The organism is Luteimonas composti, from assembly GCF_042678665.1.
Lineage (GTDB): Bacteria > Pseudomonadota > Gammaproteobacteria > Xanthomonadales > Xanthomonadaceae > Luteimonas > Luteimonas composti.
Map to the genome: position 1 here is coordinate 226,998 of NZ_JBHTKU010000004.1, position 13,863 is coordinate 240,860.

Annotated in this window: 16 protein-coding genes; 2 read left to right on the forward strand and 14 right to left on the reverse strand. The window is 72.0% G+C overall.

What is annotated here, in order from left to right:
• Window positions 1-18 precede the first annotated feature (18 nt).
• The 13 genes from ACFQ2D_RS13055 to ACFQ2D_RS13115 form a co-directional block, all read right to left on the reverse strand.
• The gene (locus ACFQ2D_RS13055; protein WP_280942085.1) at window positions 19-1,089 is read right to left on the reverse strand and encodes a DUF4380 domain-containing protein; all 1,071 of its coding nucleotides are present in this window, start codon (window positions 1,087-1,089) and stop codon (window positions 19-21) included.
• On the reverse strand, window positions 1,089-1,448 hold the full coding sequence (locus ACFQ2D_RS13060) for a PilZ domain-containing protein (protein ID WP_280942084.1): 360 nt from the start codon (window positions 1,446-1,448) through the stop codon (window positions 1,089-1,091). The genes ACFQ2D_RS13055 and ACFQ2D_RS13060 overlap by 1 nt, the downstream gene beginning before the upstream one ends.
• Complete coding sequence (locus ACFQ2D_RS13065) at window positions 1,445-2,395, reverse strand: DNA polymerase III subunit delta' (RefSeq protein WP_280942083.1); 951 nt, start codon at window positions 2,393-2,395, stop codon at window positions 1,445-1,447. Before ACFQ2D_RS13065 ends, ACFQ2D_RS13060 begins: the two co-directional genes overlap by 4 nt.
• Entirely contained in the window at window positions 2,392-3,036 is a 645-nt protein-coding gene (gene tmk, locus ACFQ2D_RS13070; RefSeq protein ID WP_280942082.1) for a dTMP kinase, read from the reverse strand. Before tmk ends, ACFQ2D_RS13065 begins: the two co-directional genes overlap by 4 nt.
• Window positions 3,033-4,085: an endolytic transglycosylase MltG gene (mltG, locus tag ACFQ2D_RS13075; protein WP_280942081.1), complete on the reverse strand. Its 1,053-nt coding sequence runs from the start codon at window positions 4,083-4,085 to the stop codon at window positions 3,033-3,035. The genes tmk and mltG overlap by 4 nt, the downstream gene beginning before the upstream one ends.
• A 38-nt stretch (window positions 4,086-4,123) precedes the next feature.
• Window positions 4,124-5,497 carry an aminodeoxychorismate synthase component I gene (locus tag ACFQ2D_RS13080; RefSeq protein WP_280942080.1) on the reverse strand — a complete coding sequence of 458 codons (1,374 nt, stop codon included), beginning with the start codon at window positions 5,495-5,497 and terminating at the stop codon, window positions 4,124-4,126.
• A 124-nt stretch (window positions 5,498-5,621) separates the two neighbouring features.
• On the reverse strand, window positions 5,622-6,860 hold the full coding sequence (fabF, locus tag ACFQ2D_RS13085; RefSeq protein ID WP_280942079.1) for a beta-ketoacyl-ACP synthase II: 1,239 nt from the start codon (window positions 6,858-6,860) through the stop codon (window positions 5,622-5,624).
• Between the two features lie 168 nt (window positions 6,861-7,028).
• Window positions 7,029-7,268, reverse strand: a complete 240-nt coding sequence (gene acpP / locus ACFQ2D_RS13090) for an acyl carrier protein (RefSeq protein ID WP_146387575.1) — start codon at window positions 7,266-7,268, stop codon at window positions 7,029-7,031.
• Window positions 7,269-7,462: 194 nt separating this feature from the next.
• A complete protein-coding gene (gene fabG / locus ACFQ2D_RS13095; protein WP_280942078.1) occupies window positions 7,463-8,206 on the reverse strand; it encodes a 3-oxoacyl-ACP reductase FabG in 744 nt (247 codons plus the stop codon).
• 118 nt (window positions 8,207-8,324) lie between these two features.
• Window positions 8,325-9,269, reverse strand: coding sequence for an ACP S-malonyltransferase (fabD, locus tag ACFQ2D_RS13100; RefSeq protein WP_280942077.1), 945 nt, complete (start codon window positions 9,267-9,269; stop codon window positions 8,325-8,327).
• A 334-nt stretch (window positions 9,270-9,603) separates the two neighbouring features.
• A complete protein-coding gene (locus ACFQ2D_RS13105; RefSeq protein WP_280942076.1) occupies window positions 9,604-10,587 on the reverse strand; it encodes a beta-ketoacyl-ACP synthase III in 984 nt (327 codons plus the stop codon).
• A 111-nt stretch (window positions 10,588-10,698) separates the two neighbouring features.
• Window positions 10,699-10,893 carry a 50S ribosomal protein L32 gene (gene rpmF / locus ACFQ2D_RS13110; protein ID WP_280942075.1) on the reverse strand — a complete coding sequence of 65 codons (195 nt, stop codon included), beginning with the start codon at window positions 10,891-10,893 and terminating at the stop codon, window positions 10,699-10,701.
• Window positions 10,894-10,958: 65 nt separating this feature from the next.
• Window positions 10,959-11,468, reverse strand: a complete 510-nt coding sequence (locus ACFQ2D_RS13115; protein ID WP_280942074.1) for a YceD family protein — start codon at window positions 11,466-11,468, stop codon at window positions 10,959-10,961.
• Between the two features lie 134 nt (window positions 11,469-11,602).
• Between ACFQ2D_RS13115 and ACFQ2D_RS13120 the strand changes: the two genes are divergently transcribed.
• Window positions 11,603-11,962, forward strand: a complete 360-nt coding sequence (locus ACFQ2D_RS13120) for a hypothetical protein (RefSeq protein WP_280942073.1) — start codon at window positions 11,603-11,605, stop codon at window positions 11,960-11,962.
• A gap of 8 nt (window positions 11,963-11,970) precedes the next feature.
• On the forward strand, window positions 11,971-12,555 hold the full coding sequence (locus ACFQ2D_RS13125) for a Maf family protein (protein WP_280942072.1): 585 nt from the start codon (window positions 11,971-11,973) through the stop codon (window positions 12,553-12,555).
• Here ACFQ2D_RS13125 and ACFQ2D_RS13130 read toward each other — a convergent pair.
• Window positions 12,523-13,833: a hypothetical protein gene (locus ACFQ2D_RS13130; RefSeq protein WP_280942071.1), complete on the reverse strand. Its 1,311-nt coding sequence runs from the start codon at window positions 13,831-13,833 to the stop codon at window positions 12,523-12,525. The two genes, ACFQ2D_RS13125 and ACFQ2D_RS13130, sit on opposite strands and share 33 nt — an antisense overlap.
• Window positions 13,834-13,863 lie beyond the last annotated feature (30 nt).

Genomic DNA, 13,863 nt, shown 5'->3' on the forward strand with positions numbered 1-13,863 from the left:
AGGCGGCACCGCGCCGCGTCAGCGGGCCAGGCCCAGCGCCTCCAGTGCCTGCTTCAGGGCGGCGCGCTGGGCATCCAGCGTGTCGGGCCCGTCGTAGGGAAACACCGTCCAGGTCTCCGCGGCGCGCATGGTCTCGCCAGGCGCGAGGCTGCGCATCGGCGCATGGACTTCCAGCTCCAGCACGCCGGCCTCCGGATCGTCGGCGTGCCACTGCTGGTAGATCTCGACCTGGCCGTGCTCGGGATCAACCAGCGCGTCGGGCTGGCGCTCGAACCGGATCAGCAGCAGCTGGCCCGCGTTGAAGCCGGCGACCCATCCCGCCGAGGGCGCGATGAAGATCTTGCCGCGCCGCCCCTGCCTGTCCTGTGGCGGCGGGTCCAGCTGCAGCGAATACAGCCCGTCTTCCCACCACGCCACGGGGCCGTCGAACACCTCGTCGGCATCGGCGCGCAGGCGTGCGTCCCCTGGCCTGGCCACGGGCGCGAAGACGCGGCTGCCGGCAGGCAGGCGGGTGTTGAACCACAGGTCGCGCCGCACCTTGCGGTCGCGGCGGTTGACCGCCTCGGCGTCGAGCTCGAGCGTGGCAGGCGCAGTGCCCGACAGCCGGAACCGCTGGGTGGCCTGCAGCCCGGTCACCGGACTGGCGACGCCCTCGAGCACCAGGTGCCGGGCGGAACGTTCGACGACGCGATTGCGCGCGTGCGCCAGCCAGGGGTCCGGCGGCCAGATCGCGGCCGCGTCGCGGCGCTGCGGATTGAGGTCCTGGTCGGTCCACCAGCGCGACTGCGGACCGAACCACAGCTCATGCCCGAAATAAGGCAGGTCGGGCCCGTCGGCCGAAGGTTCCGGCGCCGGTTTCGCGGCCAGCGCCGGCCCGACCTTGAGCAGGTTGTCGCGGCCCGGCAGCGACAGGTGCACCACCCGGCCGCCGATGCCTGCCGCGATCTCCACCTCCAGATGACCGTCGTCCAGGCGGATGCGGCGTTCGTCGTCCACGGTCGCGGCCTGCGCGATCGCGGGCAGCGCCAGGGCGACACCCAGCAGCAGCCGGGCGGCGGCGCGGGACGCGCGCGGTCCGGTGGCCCGCATCACATCGTGTGCGTCGGCTTTTCGGCCGTCAGCGTGCCGGCCAGCAACGTCTCGATCCTGCCCCGCACCGCCTCGCCCTCCGGCGTGTCGGCGAACTGCACGCCGACTCCCGCCGTGCGTGCGCCCTGGGCGCCGGTCGGCGTCACCCACACCACCTTGCCGGCCACGGGCAGGCGCTCGTTGGACTCGGGCAGGGTCAGCAGCAGGAACACCTCGTCGCCGAGGAAGTAGCGCCGCGGCGTGGGCACGAAGATGCCCCCGTGCTTGAGGTAGGGCATGTAGGCGCCGTAGAGCTGGGCCTTGTCCTTCAGCGCCAGCGACAGGATGCCCTGGCGCGCGCCGCCCGCGGTCGTGTTCATCGATACCTCGTGTTTGCGGATGCCTGGCCCGTTGCTTCCCCGCCGCGCCAGGACAGCAGCAGCTCCGCCACCGCGAGGTCCGCGCGCACCGTGGTACGCAGCAGGTCGCGCGTTCGGTTGGCCGCGTCGAACCACTGGGCCAGCTTCCGGATTCGCGCCGGAGCGGTCAAGCCCGCGGCCTCGGCCAGTGCCAGGTCGGCGGCGTGGCGCAGGCGCAGGTCGGCCTGTTCGTCGCCCGTCCAGCGCTGCGCGGCCTCGATCGGCGCGAGCTCGCCGCGCGACAGCTTGGCCAGGTCGCCGGCCACCTCGCGGCGCAGCTGCATGCCGCCGTCGGCCAGCCAGGCGTCGGCCAGGCCAGGGTGGCCGCGCGCGGCGTCCAGCGCTTCGTCCGCGGCGGCGGCGGGATGGCCCTGCGCCCGCAGCCAGTCCAGCGCCTCGTCGTGCGGCGGCAGGCGGAACTCCAGGCGCTGGCAGCGGCTGCGGATGGTCGCGGGCAGGCGCGCCGGATTCGAGGCCAGCAGCCACAGGTAGCGCCCGGGCTGCGGCTCTTCCAGCGTCTTGAGCAGCGCGTTGGCCGCGGCGGTGTTGATGGCATCGGCCGGATCGACGATTGCCACCTGCACCCCGCCGTACTGCGGAGTCAACGCCAGCTTCTCCGACAGCTCGCGGATCTGCTCGATCACGATCTCCGTGCGCAGCTTCGTGCCCTCGCGGTTGGGCTGCAGGGTGACCACGTGGAAGTCCGGGTGCGTGCCGGCGGCGATCAGGTGCCCGGCGCGCGGGTCCTGCGCACCAAGCAGGTGCGCGGCCAGCCGTTCGGCGACCGCGCGCTTGCCCAGCCGCGCCGGGCCGCAGACCAGCAGCGCATGTCCGAGGCGGCCTTCGGACAATGTCCGCGCGGCATGATCGAAGGCGCGCTGCTGCCAGGGGGCGAGCGGAGCGCTCATGCGCGCGCCATCCAGTCGCGCAGCAGGCGCACGGCCTCGGCGGCCACTTCGGCAGCCGGCGCGGACGCGTCGATCACGCGGAAGCGATCCGGTTCGGCGGTTGCGCGCGCGCGGTAGACGGCGCGCACCCGCTCGAAGAATTCGTCGCGCTCGGACTCGATGCGATCGGGCGCGAGGTCGCGGCCGCGGGTGCGTTCGCGGCCACGACCGACGTCGACGTCGAGCAGCAGGGTCAGGCCCGGCCGCAGCCCGACCACTTGCCTCTCCAGCTGTTCGATCCAGCCCGCATCCAGGCCACGTCCACCGCCCTGGTAGGCGTAGCTGGAGTCGGTGAAGCGGTCGCACAGCACCCAGGCGCCGCGCTCCAGCGCGGGCCGGATGGTCTCGTGCACGTGCTGGGCGCGCGCGGCGAACATCAGCAGCAGTTCGGTGTCGGCCGCAGGCGGCTCGTGCGAAGGGTCGAGCAGCAGCCCGCGGATCATCTCCGCCAGCGGCGTGCCGCCCGGCTCGCGCGTGTGGACCACGTCCTGCCCGCCCTCGCGCAGCGCCTCGCGCAGCGCGTTGAGCACCGTGGTCTTGCCGGCGCCCTCGCCGCCCTCGAGCGAGACGAAGCGCGGATGGGTGGGCAGCGCGCCGCTCACGGACCGAACTGCGCGCGATAGCGGCGCACGTACTCGCGCACCGCCGCGTTGTGCTCGTCGAGGGTGCGCGAGAACACGTGGCGGCCGCTGCCGTCGCCCACCGCGACGAAGTACAGCTCGTCGCCGTCGGCCGGCCGGGTGGCCGCCTGCAGCGCCGCCGCGCCGGCCATCGCGATTGGCGTCGGCGGAAGCCCGTCGCGGGTATAGGTGTTGTAGGGCGTGTCGGCCAGCAGGTCGGCGCGGCGGATGTTGCCGTCGTAGCGGCTGCCCAGGCCGTAGATCACGGTCGGATCGGTCTGCAGGCGCATGCCCCGCTGCAGGCGCCGCACGAACACGCCACCGATGCGGGCGCGCTCCTCGGCGATGCCGGTTTCCTTCTCGATGATCGAGGCCAGCACCAGCGCCTGCTCGGCATCCTCCAGCGGCAGGCCGGGCGCACGCGCCTCCCAGGCGGCCTGCAGCGCGCGCTCGAGCGCCTGGTTGGCGCGGCGCAGGAGGTCGAGGTCGGTGTCGCCGCGGGTGTAGACGTAGGTCTCGGGCAGGAAGCGGCCTTCCGGATGCACGCCGGCGCGGTCGAGCTTCTCCATCAGCGCCGCGTCGTCGAGATCGCCGATGGTCTGCTCCAGCGGCGTCGCCTTGGCCAGCGCCGCGCGCAGTTCGCGGATGTTCCAGCCCTCGACGATGGTGAAGCGGTAGCTGAGCACGCGGCCGTCGCGCATGCGCTGCAGCAGCGTGCGCGGGGTCATGCCCGGTTCCAGCGCGTATTCGCCCACCTGCATCCGCGCGTCGGCACCGAGCTGGCGGGCGAGCGCCTGCCATTCCAGGTCGTGGCCGTCGCGCACCCCGGCCTCGCGCAGGCGCGCCAGCACCCGGCGGAACGAATCGCCGCGCTCCACCCGCAGCGCCTCGCCGGCCTCGATGCCCGACAGCGGCGCATCGGCGAAGCCGGTGTAGCGGTCGTACAGGAAGAACGCGGCCGCGCCGGCGAACAGCGCCGAGAGCACGAACAGCAGCCGCAGGCCACGCCAGAGACTACCGCTCCTGGCCATGCGCCTGCCTCGTCGGTCCGGAAGGAATCGTCATGCCGCTAGGATAGCGTGCCGCCGCCGGCCTCCGCCGCCAGCGCCTGCAGCATGCCGCGGGCCTTGGCCCGGGTTTCCTCGAGTTCGCGCGCGGAGTCGGAATCGGCCACGATCCCGGCGCCGGTGCGGAACCGCAACTCCGCGCCTTCGACCTCGGCGCTTCGGATCAGGATGTTGAGGTCGAGGTCGCCGTCGCGGTTCAGCCAGCCCATCGCGCCGGTGTAGACGCCGCGGCCGCTGCCCTCGAGCTCGGCGATCACCTGCATGCAGCGCACCTTGGGGCAGCCGGTGATGGTGCCGCCGGGGAAGGTGGCCGCGATCACCTCGCCGGGGCTGGCGCCGGGACGCAGGCGGCCGCGCACGTTGCTGACGATGTGGTGCACGTGCGCGTAGCTCTCGATGGTCATCAGCTCGTCCACCTCGACGCTGCCGGGCACGCAGACACGGCCCAGGTCGTTGCGCTCCAGGTCGACCAGCATCACGTGCTCGGCGCGTTCCTTGGGATGGCCGATCAGCTCGCGCACGCGCGCCGCCTCGTCGTCGCCGGGCAGGCGCGGACGGGTGCCGGCGATGGGGCGGGTCTCGACCACGTCGCCACGCACCGAAACCAGGCGTTCGGGCGACGCGCTGGCCACCGCGAAGCCGGCGCCCGCGTACAGTCCGGCGAAAGGCGCGGGGTTGGCCTGGCGCATGCGTGCGTACAGCCGCGCCGGATCCAGCGCGGCGGCGAAGCGTGCCCGCCAGCCGCGCGAAAGGTTGACCTGGAATACGTCGCCCGCGGCGAGGTAATCGAGGATGCGGGCGACGCCCTCGGTGAAACGCGCTGGCGCGTCCTCCTCGACCGCCAGTGGCGGCGCCCAGTCCGGCAGGGGCGCGAGCAGGGCAGCCGCCGCCAGGTCGGCCTCGAGCGCCCCCAGCATCGCGTCCTGCCCGGGCTCAGCCACGGCCACGCATTCGCCGCTGGCGTGGTCGCGCAGGACCGCGGCCGGACAGCGCAGCGCCTGCGCCACCGGCAGGGCGCCCGCGGCGGACGGCAGGCGCAGCACCGGCTCGACCTGGCGCGCGAGTTCATAGCCCAGCAGCAGCGCCCAGCCGCCGCGGAACGGCCAGCGCGGCTCCTCGCGCGGCAGCCGCAGGGCGCGCCAGGCGGCATCGAGCGCGTCGAGGAAACCACCGGCCAGCGCCGCGCCAGTTCCATCGCGGGTGGCGCCATCGTCGCCGAGCGTCAGCGATTCGCCGCTGGCGGCGAGCAGCAGGTCCCAGCGCGCCTGCGCGGTGCCGTGCGCAACCGACTGCAGCAGCACCGGATAACGGCCCGGATCGAGGCGATGCAGCGCCAGCAGGTCGGTATCGGGCGGTAGCGGCCTGCTGATCAGCACCCTGGACTCGCTTGCATGATGTGGCGGTTGCGACGCGGAACGGACCTCGCCCGCCGGCACAGGCCGCCAGCGGACGCGAGCCGGGACGCCGACGGCACCGCTGGCCCGCGCCGCAGCGCCGGGATCAGACCCGGCGGAAGACCAGGGTGCCGTTGGTGCCGCCGAAGCCGAACGAGTTCGACAGCGCGATGTCCACCTGCGCCTCGCGCGCGGTGTGCGGCACGTAGTCGAGGTCGCAGCCCTCGGACGGATCGTCGAGGTTGATCGTCGGCGGGACCACGCCGGTGTGCAGGGCCATCGCCGAGAACACCGCCTCCACGCCGCCGGCCGCGCCGAGCAGGTGGCCGGTCATCGACTTGGTGGAGCTGACCATCAGCTTCGAGGCGTGCGCGCCGAACACCGACTTGATGCCCATGGTCTCGGCCAGGTCGCCCTGCGGCGTGGACGTGCCGTGGGCGTTGATGTAGCCGACTTCCGACGGGTCGATCCCGGCATCGCGCAGCGCCGCCTGCATGCAGCGCGCGCCGCCCTCGCCGTTCTCGGCCGGCGCGGTCATGTGGTGCGCGTCGCCGCTCATGCCGAAACCGGCGAGCTCGGCGTAGATGCGCGCGCCGCGCGCCTTCGCGCGCTCCCAGTCCTCGAGTACCAGGATGCCGGCACCGTCGCCCATCACGAAACCGTCGCGTCCGGCGTCCCAGGGGCGCGAGGCGCGCGTCGGGTCGTCGTTGCGGGTGGACAGCGCCTTCATCGCGCAGAAGCCGCCCAGCGAGGTCGGCGTGGTCGCGAACTCGGACCCGCCGGCGATCATCACGTCGGCGTCGCCGTACTGGATCATGCGCGCGGCCAGGCCGATGTTGTGCGTGGCCGTGGTGCAGGCCGTGACCACCGCGATGTTGGGGCCGCGCGCGCCGGTCATGATCGACACGTGGCCGGCAACCATGTTGATGATCGTGCTGGGCACGTAGAACGGCGAGACCTTGCGCGGCCCGCCCTCGTGGTACTTGATCGACGTCTCTTCGATGCCCTTCAGGCCACCGATGCCGGCGCCGATGGCCACGCCGATGCGGTCGGCCTCCGGGCCGGCGATCTCGAGGCCGGCGTCGGCGATCGACATCAGCGCCGCGGCGACGCCGTAGTGGACGAAGGGATCCATCTTCTTGATGTCCTTCGCCGGGATCCACTGCGTCGGGTCGAAATCCTTGACCGAACCCGAGATGCGGGTGGCGAAGGCGGACGCGTCGAAATGGGTGATCGGGCCGATGCCGGAGCGGCCGTTGACGATGCCGTCCCAGCTCGAGGCAAGGTCGTTGCCGAGCGGCGACAGGATGCCGATGCCGGTGATGGCGACGCGACGCTTGGACATGGTCGGCTCTCTCCTCGATGCATGCATGGGCATCGCGCCGCGGGCGCCGCGCGATGCAAAACGCACGAGGCCGCATCGCGGCCCCGGGTTGTTACGGATCGGCCCGACGGGCCGATGCAATCGCTTCGGGACCACGCCCGGCCATCGGCCGGGCGCGGCCGCCGGGACTCACGCCTTGACGTGGGCCTTGATGTAGTCGATCGCCTGCTGCACCGAGGTGATCTTCTCGGCTTCTTCGTCGGGGATCTCGCACTCGAACTCTTCTTCGAGCGCCATCACCAGTTCGACGGTGTCGAGCGAGTCCGCGCCGAGGTCGTCGACGAAGGAAGCGCTGGCGCTGACCTCCTCTTCCTTGACGCCCAGTTGTTCGACCACGATCTTCTTGACGCGTTCTTCGATGCTGCTCATTGGCTCTGGCTCCGCGGAGGCTGTTACGTTGACAAGTGTAAGGTCTGATCCGGGGCGAGGATAGCGCGTTGCCGCTGCGCGGCCCCGGGGCGGTCGGGCGTGTCGCAACAGGCGACAACGCATTCCCTTTGAAATCGGCAACTTAGGAACGCACCGCGACCAGGGTCGCGACGCGCTCCGGAAGGCGTTGCGGCTCAGGGCATGTACATGCCGCCGTTGACGTGGATGGTTTCACCGGTGATGTAACCGGCGCCGGGTCCGGCGAGGAAGGCCACCGCGTTGGCGATGTCCGCCGCCTGGCCCAGTCGCGCAAGCGCGATCTGGCCCACCAGGCCCTTCTTCACTTCCTCGGGCAGCGCGGCGGTCATGTCGGTTTCGATGAAGCCGGGCGCGACCACGTTGACGGTCACGCCGCGCGAACCGATCTCCTTGGCCAGCGACTTGCTGAAGGCGATGATGCCGGCCTTGGCGGCGGCGTAGTTGGTCTGGCCGGCGTTGCCGGTCACCCCGATCACCGAGGCGATGTTGATGATGCGGCCCTTGCGCGCCTTCATCATGCCGCGCATCGCCGCCTTGGACGAGCGGTAGACGCTGGTGAGGTTGGTGTCGAGGATGGCCTGCCAGTCCTCGTCGCTCATGCGCATCAGCAGGCCGTCGCGGGTGATGCCGGCGTTGTTGACGAGGATCGACAGCGCGCCGATCTCCTTGCCGATGGACTCGACCAGCGCCTCGACCTGGCCGGGCACCGACACGTCGAGCACGCGGCCATGGCCGCCGTGCGCGGACAGGCGTTCGCCGATCGCGCTGGCGCCCGATTCGGATGTGGCCGTGCCGATCACGGTCGCGCCGCGCGCGGCCAGCGTGTCGGCGATGGCTGCGCCGATGCCGCGGCTGGCGCCGGTGACGAGCGCGATCTCGCCCTTGAGTTCCTGGGTCATCTGTTCCTGCCTGTCTTGGATCTGGAGCGTGGCTGCGGGGATTGTCGCGGAAGAGGCGGGTCGAAGGCCAATCGGGCCTGCGCCCGGCGTTGCGCCAACGTGCCCCGCGCGCCGGGACTCAGGCCTTCCAGTCACCGAGCGCCGCGTCGAACTCGGCGGGTGCGCCGATGGCCCTCGCGTCGAGCGACTTGTCGATGCGCTTGGCCAGGCCGGTGAGCACCTTGCCCGGGCCGCATTCGGCGACACGCGTGGCGCCATTGGCCGCCAGCGCCTGCACGCAGCCGGTCCACTGCACCGGGAGGTAGAGCTGGCGCACGAGGGCGTCGCGGATCGCCTGCACGCCCTGGTGCACTTCGGCGTCGACGTTCTGCACCACCGGGATCGACGGCTCGCTCCACGCCAGGTCGGCCATCGCCTGCGACAGGCGGTTGGCCGCCTCGCGCATCAGCGGCGTGTGCGACGGCACGCTGACCGCCAGCCTCACCGCCTTGCGCACGCCGCGTTCGGCCAGCAGCACCAGGGCGCGGTCGACCGCCGCGGCATGGCCGCCGATCACGATCTGGCCGGGGGAATTGTGGTTGGCCGGCACCACGACCTCGTCGCCGGACGCCTCGCGGCAGACCTCGTCGAGCAGCGCGTCCTCGGCGCCGATCACGGCGGCCATCGCGCCGGTGCCGGCAGGCGCCGCATCCTGCATCAGCTGGCCGCGCAGGCGCACCAGGCGCGCGCCGTCCTCCAGCGACAGCGCGCCGGCGGCGACCAGCGCGGCGTACTCGCCCAGGCTGTGGCCGGCCAACTGCGCCGGGCGCGCCCCGCCCTGCGCCAGCCACGCGCGCCACACGGCCACGCCCGCGGCCAACAGCGCCGGCTGGGTGAACTCGGTGCGATTGAGCTGTTCCTCGGGCCCCGTCTGCGCCAGCGACCACAGGTCCGCGTCCGCCCCGTGCGAGGCTTCGGCGAAGGTGTCGCGCACCAGGGAATGGCGCTCGGCCAGTTCGGCGAGCATGCCCAGCGACTGCGAGCCCTGCCCGGGGAACACGAACGCGAGTTGTGGATCGGTCACGCCAACATCCGGGGAAAAACGAGGGCGCGATGATACGGGCAAACCCCGGACCCCGTCTGTACCGGGGCGTATGCACAGCCCCCGGCAGTGCCGTTATCGCCGTCGATGCAGCGCCCATCGCACTGGAACATCGCCCATCGTCGAAAGCCCTCCACGCGGCACGACGTCGACGCCGCGACCGGGCCATCGGAGCATGCGCCTGGGAATCCGGGGGCAGGCGCGAGAACGCAGCGCAGCACGGCTCCGCAGCGCTGCGGAGGATCGCGCCGCAGCGACACAAAGCACAGACAGGCGTGCAGTAGCGCCGCACGCGGCGCCATCGACCTTGCTTCGCTCAGTAGCGCAGCAGCGCCGAGCCCCAGGTGAAACCGCCGCCAAAGGCCTCGAGCAGCAGCAGCTGGCCGCGCTGCACCTTGCCCGAGCGCACCGCCTCGTCCAGCGCCAGCGGCACCGAACCCGAGGAGGTGTTGCCGTGCCTGTCGACGGTCACGACCACGCGGTCCATCGGCATCTCCAGGCGCTTGGCCGTGGCCTCGATGATGCGCAGGTTGGCCTGGTGCGGGATCAGCCAGTCGATGTCGTGGCGGTCCAGGCCGTTGGCCTCGAGCGTTTCCTCCACGACCGAGTCCAGCGCCTTCACTGCGTACTTGAACACGTCGCTGCCCGACATCTGGATGCGCACGCCGGCGTTCTTGGCGTCCTCGTCGAAACCGGCCGACACGCCCACCGGGTTCCACAGCAGTTCCTTCTTGCTGCCGTCGGCATGCAGGTGGGTGCTGAGGATGCCGGTTTCGGAGTCGGCCTTGAGGACCACCGCGCCCGCGCCGTCGCCGAACAGCACGCAGGTGGTGCGTTCGGTCCAGTCGACCATGCGGGTCAGGGTTTCCGCGCCCACCACCAGGACGGTCTTCACGTCGCCGGAGCGGATGAACTTGTCGGCGACCGACAGCGCGTACAGGAAACCGGAGCAGGCGGCGTTGACATCGAACGCGCCGCAGCCGGCGATGCCCAGCCGCTGCTGCAGCAGGCAGGCCGAGGACGGGAAGATGAGGTCGGGCGTGGTGGTGCCGACGATGATCATGTCGATCTCGTCGACGCCGGTGCCCGCCGCCTCCAGCGCGCGCACGGCGGCGTGGTAGGCGAGGTCCACGGTGGTCTCGCCCTCGGCCGCGACGTGCCGCTCACGGATGCCGGTGCGCGAGGCGATCCACTCGTCGCTGGTGTCGACGATCCTGGACAGGTCGTCGTTGGTCAGCACCTTGCTGGGCAGGTAGCTGCCGGTCCCGGCGATACGTGAATAGATCCGCGCGCTGCTCATCTCGTGGATGGCCCTCTGGTGGAAGCGGGGCGGCCCGCGCCGCCGGCACCGCGGGCGCGGACACGGGCACGGACCGATGTCACCGGGCCCGCGGACGGGCCCGGATCGGGGTCAATCTTCCTCGACGACCTTCGTCTTCGGCTGGATGACCTGCTTGCCGCGGTAGTAGCCGTCGGCGGTGATGTGGTGGCGCAGGTGGGTCTCGCCCGTGGTCGGGTCGGTGGCCAGCTGCTTGGTCGTGAGCGCGTCGTGCGAACGACGCATGCCACGACGGGACGGGGTGACGCGGGACTTCTGCACAGCCATGGGATTGCTCCAGTAACGATTCGGTTGTTGCTATCGCGCTCCGCGCCACCGGGACGCGAACCGCTTCATTGTTTCTTCTTCAGCGCGGCCAGCCCGGCGAACGGATTGGCACGCACCTCTTCTTCCGCGGACACCGGCCAGTCGCGTTCGACCGCCTCGGAGCCCGGCTTCACCGGCACCACCGGCAGGGCGAGGATCAGCTCGTCCTCGACCAGGTCCAGCGGCCGCAGCGCGCCGTCGGCCTCGACCAGCAGCGGCTCGTAGCCTTCCGGCAGGCCGGCCTCGCCTTCCTCGTCCCGGATGAGCCCCAACCGCTGCTCCAGTCGCACCGGGAACAGGAACCGCTGCAGGCTGCGCTGGCACTCCAGCGGCAGCTCCGCCTCGATCTTCAGTTCCAGGTACGGCACCCGCATCGCGTCGGTGTCGAAGCCGAGTTCGAAGGCGACCTGTCCCTCGGCATCCAACAACGCTTCGCGCAGCCTGGGCAGCGCCGCCAGCGCGACCCGGCCCTTGAACTCCCGCCGCGCGGCAACCATCCGCCAGGCGTCCAGGATTTCGGGCAGTTCCGCGGACATAAGCTGTAGGATTTTAAAGGTCGAACCCACCCCTGTCAAACCCGGGCGGGGGAGGCAAACCATTGTGCGGGCAGGGAATTTGCCCGGCGTCGCGGTGGCGGTCAGACTGCCGGCCAGTCCGCGGGAGTGCCATTGTGACCGTTCTTGCCCTGTCTGTGCTGGTCGTGGCCCTCGCCGCCGGCCTCACCGCCTGGCTTCGCAGCCGCGGCAGCCGGCGCAATCGCGCCCTCAGGCAACTGCTCGACGCCGCCGATGCGCTGGAGGACCGCCTGCGCACCGCGCGTTCGGAAATCGAGGCCATCGCCGGCGACGACCACAACCCGGTGCGCGAGGCGATGCAGGAAATGCTGCGCCAGCGGCTGTGGCTGCAGCAGCACGGCCAGGTCGCGTCGCTGGAGCAGCTCGACCAGGTCCGCGCCTCGATCGACGCCGCGCGGGGCGACATCGACGCCCAGCTGCTGCAGATCGAACGCGCCCGCGCCGCTATGCACTGACCCCGCCGATGACCGCGACCCCTGCCCTCATTCTCGCCTCGACCTCGCGCTATCGCGCCCAGCTGCTGGAGCGCCTGCGCCTGCCGTTCGAAACCGCGCGGCCGGAGGTGGACGAGACCCCGCACCCCGGCGAGCCCCCGGCCACCCTGGCGCTGCGCCTGGCCATGGGCAAGGCCGAGGCCGTGGCCCGGGCGCGGCCCGGCGCGGTGGTGATCGGCTCCGACCAGGTGGCGAGCTGCGACGGCCGGCTGCTGGGCAAGCCCGGCTCGCGCGAGGCGGCGCTGGCGCAGCTGCGCGCCATGTCCGGGCGCGAGGCCGTGTTCCTGACCGCGGTGGCGGTGGCGGTGCCGGGCGCGGCCACCGCGCAGTGGCTGGATACCACGACGGTCCGTTTCCGCGCGCTGGCCGACGATGCCATCGCCCGCTACATCGACGCCGAGCAGCCCTGGGACTGCGCGGGCAGCTTCCGCTGCGAGGGCCTGGGCATCGCCCTGTTCGAGGCCATCGAATCGAACGATCCGACCGCCCTGGTCGGCCTGCCGCTGATCGCGACGGCGCGGCTACTGCGGGCAGCCGGCTTCGTCCTGCCCTGACTCCGGCCCGACGCCGCACGCCACCGCTTCGAACGGCGCGAAACTGCGTGCGCGCAGGCGTTCCAGGTGCCCCGCCGCGGCGTCGGCCCGCCAGCCGAATGCGGCCTCCATCACCACCGGATCCGGGTGCGGCGTGCTGGCGATATGCGCGGCGTAGTCCAGGGCCCGGTCATGGATCTCGCGCGCCTGCCTGGCCATGTGCACGCCGTTGGCCAGCACGAACACCAGCAGCGCAGCCAGCAGCGGACGCACGTACCGCCGCCAGGGCGGCCGGCCATCGCGCCAGGCCACCAGCATCGCGCCCGCCCAACCGAACCAGAACAGCAGCGAGAAACTGGCATAGCGGGTCACGAAGGCGTGGCCGGGCCCGTACTCGGCCGCCCGGCCCAGGCCGGTCAGCAGCGCGCATCCGATACCGAACAGCATCAGCGCCAGCCACGGACGCAGGGCGGACTGCCAGCGCGTCGCAACGGTGAAAGCGGCGCTCGCCAGCGCCAGCAGCGCCCACACCGGCGCCGCGGCCGTGGCCAGGCGCGAGACACCGCCGCCCAGGTAGTTGAGGGTGTACAGCGCCAGCTCGGCGACGCCCGGAAATCCACCGGCCGGGTCCACCCGTCCGGCCGACAGCCATGCCAGCAATGCCGCGCCGGCCGCGAGCCACGGCAGCGCCAGCAGGACGCGCTGGCGCGCCTGCAGGGCCGGATGCAGTGCGAGCAGTCCCAGCGCGACCGGGAATACCGCCAGCGTGGTCGAGAAGCCGAGCACCCCCACCGTCGCCAGCGCCACGGCCAGCAGGTTGGCCGCGACCGTCAGCACCGGCCGGGTCAGCAGCGCGATCGCGGCGACCGCGCCCAGGGTGCTGATGAAAACCGCGACCTGCCAGCCCCACTGCAGGTTGACCAGGTGTCCCGGATGCAGGGCGAGCAGCAGCAGGAGCAGCCACCAGACGCCCTGGATGCGGCCGACCGGGGCGACGGCCGCGATGCGCAGCAGCACCAGCGCCTGCGCCACGAGCAGCACCACGCTGGCCAGGCAGTCCAGCCAGGGCTGCCCGCCCGAGGCCCAGGTGGTGACCAGCAGCACCGCGTAGGCCGCCACGTGCAGGTGGCTGCCGTCGTGGACCTGCCAGAACGCCGACGATCCCAGCGCGCCCGACCGCCACGCCTCGTACATCGGCACCAGGTCGATGTGGTCCCACAGCATCATCGGCAAGTGCCAGGCCATGGTGGCGGCGAGCAGCAGCGCGGCCAGCACGGCGAAGGCGACCCACGTGCGCATCGTCACGATCCCCATCCCCCACCCCTTCCC

What these genes read in the sequence shown, in the direction of transcription:
- ACFQ2D_RS13065 (WP_280942083.1), bottom strand. Translation starts at nt 2,395, where the DNA reads ATGAGCGCTCCGCTCGCCCCCTGGCAGCAGCGCGCCTTCGATCATGCC.
- mltG (WP_280942081.1), bottom strand. Translation starts at nt 4,085, where the DNA reads ATGGCCAGGAGCGGTAGTCTCTGGCGTGGCCTGCGGCTGCTGTTCGTG.
- ACFQ2D_RS13130 (WP_280942071.1), bottom strand. Translation starts at nt 13,833, where the DNA reads ATGCGCACGTGGGTCGCCTTCGCCGTGCTGGCCGCGCTGCTGCTCGCC.
- ACFQ2D_RS13115 (WP_280942074.1), bottom strand. Translation starts at nt 11,468, where the DNA reads ATGTCCGCGGAACTGCCCGAAATCCTGGACGCCTGGCGGATGGTTGCC.
- fabG (WP_280942078.1), bottom strand. Translation starts at nt 8,206, where the DNA reads ATGACCCAGGAACTCAAGGGCGAGATCGCGCTCGTCACCGGCGCCAGC.
- acpP (WP_146387575.1), bottom strand. Translation starts at nt 7,268, where the DNA reads ATGAGCAGCATCGAAGAACGCGTCAAGAAGATCGTGGTCGAACAACTG.
- fabF (WP_280942079.1), bottom strand. Translation starts at nt 6,860, where the DNA reads ATGTCCAAGCGTCGCGTCGCCATCACCGGCATCGGCATCCTGTCGCCG.
- ACFQ2D_RS13060 (WP_280942084.1), bottom strand. Translation starts at nt 1,448, where the DNA reads ATGAACACGACCGCGGGCGGCGCGCGCCAGGGCATCCTGTCGCTGGCG.
- ACFQ2D_RS13105 (WP_280942076.1), bottom strand. Translation starts at nt 10,587, where the DNA reads ATGAGCAGCGCGCGGATCTATTCACGTATCGCCGGGACCGGCAGCTAC.
- ACFQ2D_RS13125 (WP_280942072.1), top strand. Translation starts at nt 11,971, where the DNA reads ATGACCGCGACCCCTGCCCTCATTCTCGCCTCGACCTCGCGCTATCGC.
- rpmF (WP_280942075.1), bottom strand. Translation starts at nt 10,893, where the DNA reads ATGGCTGTGCAGAAGTCCCGCGTCACCCCGTCCCGTCGTGGCATGCGT.
- ACFQ2D_RS13055 (WP_280942085.1), bottom strand. Translation starts at nt 1,089, where the DNA reads ATGCGGGCCACCGGACCGCGCGCGTCCCGCGCCGCCGCCCGGCTGCTG.